6 protein-coding genes are annotated in these 7,432 nt (G+C 70.1%); 5 read left to right on the forward strand and 1 reads right to left on the reverse strand.

Annotated elements, in window-relative coordinates; genetic code table 11:
* Positions 1–16 precede the first annotated feature (16 nt).
* The 4 genes from manA to ACFVQG_RS26670 all read left to right on the forward strand — a co-directional run bounded on the left by manA (position 17) and on the right by ACFVQG_RS26670 (position 4,916).
* Positions 17–1,168: a mannose-6-phosphate isomerase, class I gene (gene manA / locus ACFVQG_RS26655; protein ID WP_383388065.1), complete on the forward strand. Its 1,152-nt coding sequence runs from the start codon at positions 17–19 to the stop codon at positions 1,166–1,168.
* Between the two features lie 127 nt (positions 1,169–1,295).
* A complete protein-coding gene (locus tag ACFVQG_RS26660; RefSeq protein WP_383388067.1) occupies positions 1,296–2,276 on the forward strand; it encodes a cation diffusion facilitator family transporter in 981 nt (326 codons plus the stop codon).
* A 424-nt stretch (positions 2,277–2,700) separates the two neighbouring features.
* Complete coding sequence (gene ahcY / locus ACFVQG_RS26665) at positions 2,701–4,158, forward strand: adenosylhomocysteinase (RefSeq protein ID WP_383388069.1); 1,458 nt, start codon at positions 2,701–2,703, stop codon at positions 4,156–4,158.
* Positions 4,159–4,292: 134 nt separating this feature from the next.
* Entirely contained in the window at positions 4,293–4,916 is a 624-nt protein-coding gene (locus tag ACFVQG_RS26670) for a hypothetical protein (RefSeq protein WP_383388071.1), read from the forward strand.
* A gap of 23 nt (positions 4,917–4,939) precedes the next feature.
* Here ACFVQG_RS26670 and ACFVQG_RS26675 read toward each other — a convergent pair whose 3' ends face one another.
* Positions 4,940–5,878, reverse strand: a complete 939-nt coding sequence (locus tag ACFVQG_RS26675) for an RDD family protein (protein WP_383388073.1) — start codon at positions 5,876–5,878, stop codon at positions 4,940–4,942.
* A 151-nt stretch (positions 5,879–6,029) separates the two neighbouring features.
* Between ACFVQG_RS26675 and ACFVQG_RS26680 the strand changes: the two genes are divergently transcribed.
* Positions 6,030–7,037 carry a stage II sporulation protein M gene (locus tag ACFVQG_RS26680; protein ID WP_383388075.1) on the forward strand — a complete coding sequence of 336 codons (1,008 nt, stop codon included), beginning with the start codon at positions 6,030–6,032 and terminating at the stop codon, positions 7,035–7,037.
* The last annotated feature ends 395 nt before the right edge of the window (positions 7,038–7,432 follow it).

A 7,432-nucleotide genomic window follows, 5' to 3' on the forward strand; every position in this document is an offset into this window, starting at 1 on the left:
CCGGCAGAAAGAACCGATGGACCTCCTCGACAACACCATCCGCCCCTACGCCTGGGGTTCCCCCACCGCGATCCCGGCCCTCCTCGGCGCCGAACCGACCGGCGAACCGCAGGCGGAGATGTGGATGGGAGCCCACCCCGGCGCCCCCTCCCGCACCGCACGCGGCACCCTCGCCGACGTGATCGCGACCGCCCCCGACCGGGAACTCGGCACGGCGGCGGTGGAGAAGTTCGGCCCCCGGCTGCCCTTCCTCCTCAAGATCCTCGCCGCGGGCGCCCCGCTCTCCCTCCAGGTCCACCCCGACCTCACCCAGGCCAAGCAGGGATACGACGACGAGGAGCGCCGCGGCATCCCCCTGGACGCCCCGCACCGCAACTACAAGGACGCCAACCACAAGCCCGAACTGATCTGCGCCCTCACCGAGTTCGACGGCCTGTGCGGCTTCCGTGACCCGGTCCAGGCCGCCGACCTCCTCGACGGCCTCGGCGTCGACTCCCTCAAGCCGTACGTCGACCTGCTGCACGCCCACCCCGAGGACGCGGCCCTGCGCGAGGTCCTGACCGCCGTACTCAGCGCGGACCGCGCGGAGATGGCCCGCACCGTCACCGAGGCCACCACCGCCTGCACCCGCCTCGGCGGCACCTACGCCCCCTACGCCGACCTCGCCCACCACTACCCGGGCGACCCCGGCGTCATCGCCGCGATGCTGCTCAACCACGTCCACCTGCAGCCCGGCGAGGCCCTCTACCTCGGCGCGGGCATCCCGCACGCCTACCTGAGCGGCCTCGGCGTCGAGATCATGGCCAACTCCGACAACGTCCTGCGCTGCGGCCTCACCCCCAAGCACGTCGACGTACCCGAACTCCTGCGCGTCGTCCGCTTCGAGCCGACCGACCCCGGCGTGCTGCGCCCCGAGGCGTCCCCCGACGGCGAGGAGGTCTACGAGACCCCCATCGACGAGTTCCGGCTCTCCCGGTACGTCCTCCCGCCCGGCGGCGCCACCCACGACCTGACCCGCCCGACCCCGCAGATCCTGCTCTGCACGGCGGGCTCCGTACAGGCGGGCGGACATGAACTGACCCCCGGTCACTCGGTCTTCGTCCCCGCGGGCGAGACCGCCGAAGTGTCCGGCTCCGGCACCCTCTTCCGGGCCACCGTCATCGCCTGACGACCCAGCCGGACGGACTTGGCACGCCGTCGCCTGACGGGACTGCAACAATGGCCCACCGACAAGGCGGCCCGATCACCGGGCGACGGCCCCGGACGGCGTACGTACGAAGGGACAGCACGCACACATGAGCGCGTCAGGCGGTACCAAGGCGATCGTGGCGGCACTCGCCGCCAACCTCGCGATCGCAGTAGCGAAGTTCGTGGCGTTCCTGTTCAGTGGCTCGTCCTCGATGCTCGCCGAGTCGGTGCACTCCCTCGCCGACTCCGGCAACCAGGGCCTGCTGCTCGTCGGCGGCAAGAAGGCCCAGCGCGAGGCGACCCCGCAACACCCCTTCGGCTACGGCCGCGAGCGCTACATCTACGCCTTCCTCGTCTCGATCATCCTGTTCTCCGTCGGCGGCATGTTCGCGCTCTACGAGGGCTACGAGAAGATCAAGCACCCGCACGAGATCGACCACTGGTACTGGCCGGTCGGCGTCCTCGTCTTCGCGATCATCGCCGAGACGTTCTCCTTCCGCACCGCCATCAAGGAGTCCAACCAGCTCCGCGGCAAGAAGTCCTGGAAGGAATTCGTCCGCCACGCCAAGGCGCCCGAACTGCCGGTCGTCCTCCTCGAGGACCTCGGCGCGCTCGTCGGCCTGATCCTCGCGCTGGTCGGCGTCAGCCTCGCCCTCGCCACCGGCGACGGCGTCTGGGACGGCATCGGCACCCTCTGCATCGGCGTCCTGCTCATCCTCATCGCGGTCATCCTCGCCATCGAGACCAAGTCCCTGCTGCTGGGCGAGGCCGCGGGCGTGGAAGAGGTCCGCAAGATCGAGGCCGCCATGGTCGACGGCGACACCGTCACCCGCATCATCCACATGCGCACGCTCCACCTCGGCCCCGACGAACTGCTGGTCGCCGCCAAGGTCGCCGTCCGGCACGACGACACCGCCACCGAGATCGCCGCCGCCATCGACGCCGCCGAGTCCCGCATCCGCGAGGCCGTCCCGATCGCCCGGGTGATCTACCTCGAACCGGACATCTACAGCGAGGCCGAGGCCGCCAAGGGCCCCGACCGCGAGGCCAGCCCCGGCGGCCCCGCCCCGCACCCCACCGGCCACTGACACCACCACCGGGGCCCGTGCCACGCCACGCGCGTGCCACGGGCCCCGGTCGTGTACGCGCCTCACCAACTCGGTGGCCACAACTGCGTCACCTGGCCCTGGACCGCGTCGGCCGCCCTGGTTCCCCCAGCTGACACGGCATTTCCGCGGCTGGAGAGGCTATCGATGCCCTCGTGAACGGCTCGATCCGATCGGACGGGGACTGGGGACCGCTGGGCCGACCGGTGTAGCTTGGAGCAGAGCCAGACGTCGCTGCTGATGGCGGTCGGGCGGTCCCACAGCGGACCGACCGAGGGAGAGAGGGCCTCCGACGGACTGTGCTGCGCGTACGCGGGCATGCCTGTGTCCTCTTCGGGCACCCTGTGTCCGCCGCCGCGCAGACCGGCCGTACCCACCTCGCCCCGAACCCGAGGAGCAGCTCGTCATGACGACTGTCGAGAACCGACAGGACTTCAAGGTCGCCGACCTTTCCCTGGCCGCTTTCGGCCGCAAGGAGATCACCCTCGCCGAGCACGAGATGCCCGGTCTGATGGCGATCCGCAAGGAGTACGCCGAGGCGCAGCCGCTGGCGGGTGCCCGCGTCACCGGCTCCCTGCACATGACCGTGCAGACCGCCGTGCTGATCGAGACCCTCGTCGCCCTGGGCGCCCAGGTCCGCTGGGCCTCCTGCAACATCTTCTCCACCCAGGACCACGCCGCCGCCGCGATCGCCGTCGGCCCGAACGGCACCCCGGACAACCCCCAGGGCATCCCGGTCTTCGCCTGGAAGGGCGAGACCCTGGAGGAGTACTGGTGGTGCACCGAGCAGGCCCTGACCTGGCCGGACGCCGCCACCGGCGGCCCGAACATGATCCTCGACGACGGCGGTGACGCCACCCTCCTCGTCCACAAGGGCGTGGAGTACGAGAAGGACGGCCAGGTCCCCGCCCTGGACACCGCCGAGTCCGACGAGCACCGCGTCATCCTCCAGCTGCTCCACCGCACCCTCGGCGAGAACCCGCAGAAGTGGACCCAGCTGTCCTCGGAGATCCGCGGCGTGACCGAGGAGACCACGACCGGCGTCCACCGCCTGTACGAGATGCAGCGCGACGGCATCCTGCTGTTCCCGGCGATCAACGTGAACGACGCCGTCACCAAGTCGAAGTTCGACAACAAGTACGGCTGCCGCCACTCCCTGATCGACGGCATCAACCGCGCCACCGACACCCTGATCGGCGGCAAGACCGCCGTCGTCTGCGGCTACGGCGACGTCGGCAAGGGCTGCGCGGAGTCCCTGCGCGGCCAGGGCGCCCGAGTGATCATCACCGAGATCGACCCGATCTGCGCCCTCCAGGCGGCGATGGACGGCTACCAGGTCACCACCCTGGACGAGGTCGTCGAGACGGCCGACATCTTCATCACCACGACCGGCAACAAGGACATCATCATGGCCAGCGACATGGCCAAGATGAAGCACCAGGCGATCGTCGGCAACATCGGCCACTTCGACAACGAGATCGACATGGCGGGCCTGGCCAAGGTCCCCGGCATCGTCAAGGACGAGGTCAAGCCGCAGGTCCACACCTGGACCTACCCCGACGGCAAGGTCCTCATCGTGCTCTCCGAGGGCCGCCTGCTCAACCTGGGCAACGCCACCGGCCACCCGTCGTTCGTGATGTCCAACTCCTTCGCGGACCAGACCCTGGCCCAGATCGAACTGTTCACCAAGCCCGACGCCTACCCCACCGGCGTCTACACCCTGCCCAAGCACCTCGACGAGAAGGTCGCCCGTCTCCACCTCGACGCACTCGGCGTCAAGCTGACCACGCTCCGCCCGGAGCAGGCCGAGTACATCGGCGTGAAGGTCGAGGGCCCCTACAAGTCGGACCACTACCGCTACTGAGCGCACAGCCGCCCAGTCCCACCCAGGCAGGCCCCCCGCACCCCGCGTGCCGGGGGCCTGCCCCTTGGACCAGCACCGGGCCAGCACACCAGCAGCTGGGCCAGCACGTCACCAGCTCAGAAGCCAGGACCCCCATGCCCCGCGGCCGCTATTCGCTCCACGATCCGCACGATCACACCCCCCTCGCGGAAGAACACTTCCAATGCGCCCCCGGCCCCTCCGGCTGGCGCTACGTCTCCCAGCTGACCACCCCCTCGGGCGACCACCACGGCTCCGTCGACCTCACCCTCGACGAACTCGGCCGCCCCATCCGCCTGGAACTCCACGCCGCGAGCTGGCAGGTACGCGGCGCCGCCCTGGACGGCGTGACCTGGGTCCGCACCGACCCGACCGGCACTCACGCCACGGAAGGCAACGTCCCCGCCCACGCCTTCACCGGCACATCCCCCGCCTTCCTCGTCGCCACCACCCGTCTCCTACGCCTCACCCCCTCCGCAACGGCGACCCGAGTCCGCCTGGTCGCCTTCACGGATCCGGTCCTCGCCCCCCGCACCGTCGATCAGTCCTGGGCCCTGCTGAAAAGAGAAGCACACGCCACTGACAACGGCCCCCTGACGGTGGACGAATACCAGGTCACGGCCCTGGACACGGGCGAACAGCACACGGTGCACATCGCCGGCGACGTGGTACTCGCGGCCCCCGGCATCGAGCTGGAGGACTTGGAGACACCCCCGTCCGTGTTCCCCGACACCCCCTGAGGCGGCGGACCGCCTCAACCACCTCAGGCGGGCGGGGCGAACCCGGTCCCGCGCCGATCACCCGACTGCCCCTCCCGCTGCGGCGCAAAGGGCGCGGCAGCAGGCGGCACGGGCACGGACGGCGGAGATATGGGAGGCACGCCGGAGGCCGGTGCGGAGGAGGCGGGCACGGCCGACCACGCCCCCGGCGCCGCGCCCCCCTGCTCCGCCGCATAGCCCCGCTGAACCCGCTGAACCTCCCGGACCTGCCGCTCCTGCACCACCGCCGCCAGATAAGCCGCAGGCGGCACGCCCGGCGGCACCGGAGCCCCCGTCCGAGCCGCGAGATCCCCCGCCAGCCGCTCCGCCATGGCCCAGCCGACCTGCGGATCCAACTCCGGCATCCGCGTCAGGTACTGGCGCACGGCCAGCCACAGCCCGTCCGGCACCGCCGACAGATCGACCCCCGAGAACTGCCCGGCCAGCCAGGGCGGCGGCGGAGGCACAAAACCACTCCGCGTCTCAGGCACCCGCTCCCGTACGACGAGAGTGCCCGCGAAGACATCCCCGAGCCGCCGCCCCCGCGCCGACACCAGCGAGGCGATACACGCGATGACCCCGAAGGTCATCAAGATCTCGATCACGCCTATCGCCCCGCGCACCAGCGCATGCCGGAACCGGATCGGCCCCCCGTCGTCCCGCACCACCCGCAGCCCGCACGCCATCTTCCCCAGCGACCGCCCATGACTGAGCGTCTCCACCGCGATCGGCGCCCCCACCAGCACCAGCAGAAACGTCGCGATGGACAGCGCGAACTGCGCCGCCTCGTCCAACGAGGCGGTGGTCATCACCAGCACCACCGTCACACCGATGTACGCGGCCATGGCCACGACGAGATCCAGCAGCACGGCCAGCGCCCTGCTGGGCAGCCTCGCCGGGCGCAGTTCCAGCGCCACCGCCTCACCCGTCACCAGCTCGTTCACGCCCGCTGTCCTTCCCCTGGCCCGCCCTGAGAACGGCCAGTCTGCCAAGCTGAGGGCGTACCGCGCCGCAGTACGACAAGCTGACGTTCACGACAGGCCTCCGACGACCGGGCCGAACCGGCAGCCGCACACCCGAGGAGCAGGCACACCGATGGACCTCGACGTCTTCGTCTCCGCCCACCGGGCGGAGTGGGACCGCCTCGATGCCCTGCTCCGGCGCCAGCGCCGCCTGAACGGCCCGGAGATCGACGAACTCGTCGCGCTCTACCAGCGCACCGCCACCCACCTCTCGCTCATCCAGTCGAGCGCCCCCGACCCCCAACTGACCGGCAGGCTCAGCCAACTGGTGGCACGCGCGCGCAGTGCCGTCACCGGCACCCGCCGCGCCTCCTGGCGCGATGTCACGCGTTTCCTCACCCATGGCTTCCCCGCCGCGGTCTACCGCTCCCGTCACTGGTGGGTTCCCACGGCACTGCTGTCCACGCTCGTCGCGGCACTGCTCGGCTGGTGGATCGGTACGAGCCCCGAGGTCCAGTCCTCCATCGCGGCCCCCAGCGAGCTACGCGAGCTGACCCGCCCCGGCGGCCAGTACGAGACGTACTACTCCAGCAACCCGGCCGCTTCCTTCGCCGCCCAGGTCTGGACGAACAACGCCCAGGCCGCCGCCCTCTGCCTGGTCCTGGGGATCTTCCTCGGTCTCCCCGTCCTCTGGATCCTCTTCCAGAACATGCTCAACCTCGGCGTCGGGTTCGGCCTGATGTCGTCCGCCGGACGTCTGGACACCTTCCTCGGCCTGGTCCTCCCACACGGCCTCCTGGAACTGACCGCCGTCTTCGTGGCCGCGGGAACGGGCCTACGCCTCGGCTGGACCGTCATCGACCCGGGCCCGCGCACCCGCCGCACAGCCCTGGCCGAGGAGGGCCGAGCCGCCGTCGGCATGGCGATAGGCCTGGCCCTGGTCCTGTTCATCTCCGGCGCGATCGAAGGCTTCGTCACGCCCTCCGGCCTGCCCACCTGGGCCCGCATCACCATCGGCGTCGTCGCCGAGCTGGCCTTCCTGGCCTACGTCTTCGTCCTCGGCGCCCGTGCCGCCCGGACCGGCGAAACCGGCGACGTCGAGGCAGCCGAACGCAGCAGCACCGTGCCCACGGCGGCTTGATGTGCGTCGGGCGCCACTGACCTGCTAATCTCCTCTTCGCCCCAAAGGGAGCTGTTGACACGGCCCCTGCGGGGAGGTAGATTCGAACAGTTGCCTGGAGATGGGCGGAGACCCGTCCGGCGACCGTGCACAATCTATCGGCTTCCCAGAACATGGATTCCAAGGAAGCCCCCTCCCGATGAATCGGAAACGAATGGCCGGTCTGACCGGCTCAGAACTTCTGATAAAGTCGGAGCCGCCGGAAAGGGAAACGCGAAAGCGGGAACCTGGAAAGCACCGAGGAAATCAGACCGAGAAAAAGATCTGATAGAGTCGGAAACGCAAGACCGAAGGGAAGCGCCCGGAGGAAAGCCCGAGAGGGTGAGTACAAAGGAAGCGGCCGTTCCTTGAGAACT

The organism is Streptomyces sp. NPDC057877, from assembly GCF_042796855.1.
Lineage (GTDB): Bacteria > Actinomycetota > Actinomycetes > Streptomycetales > Streptomycetaceae > Streptomyces.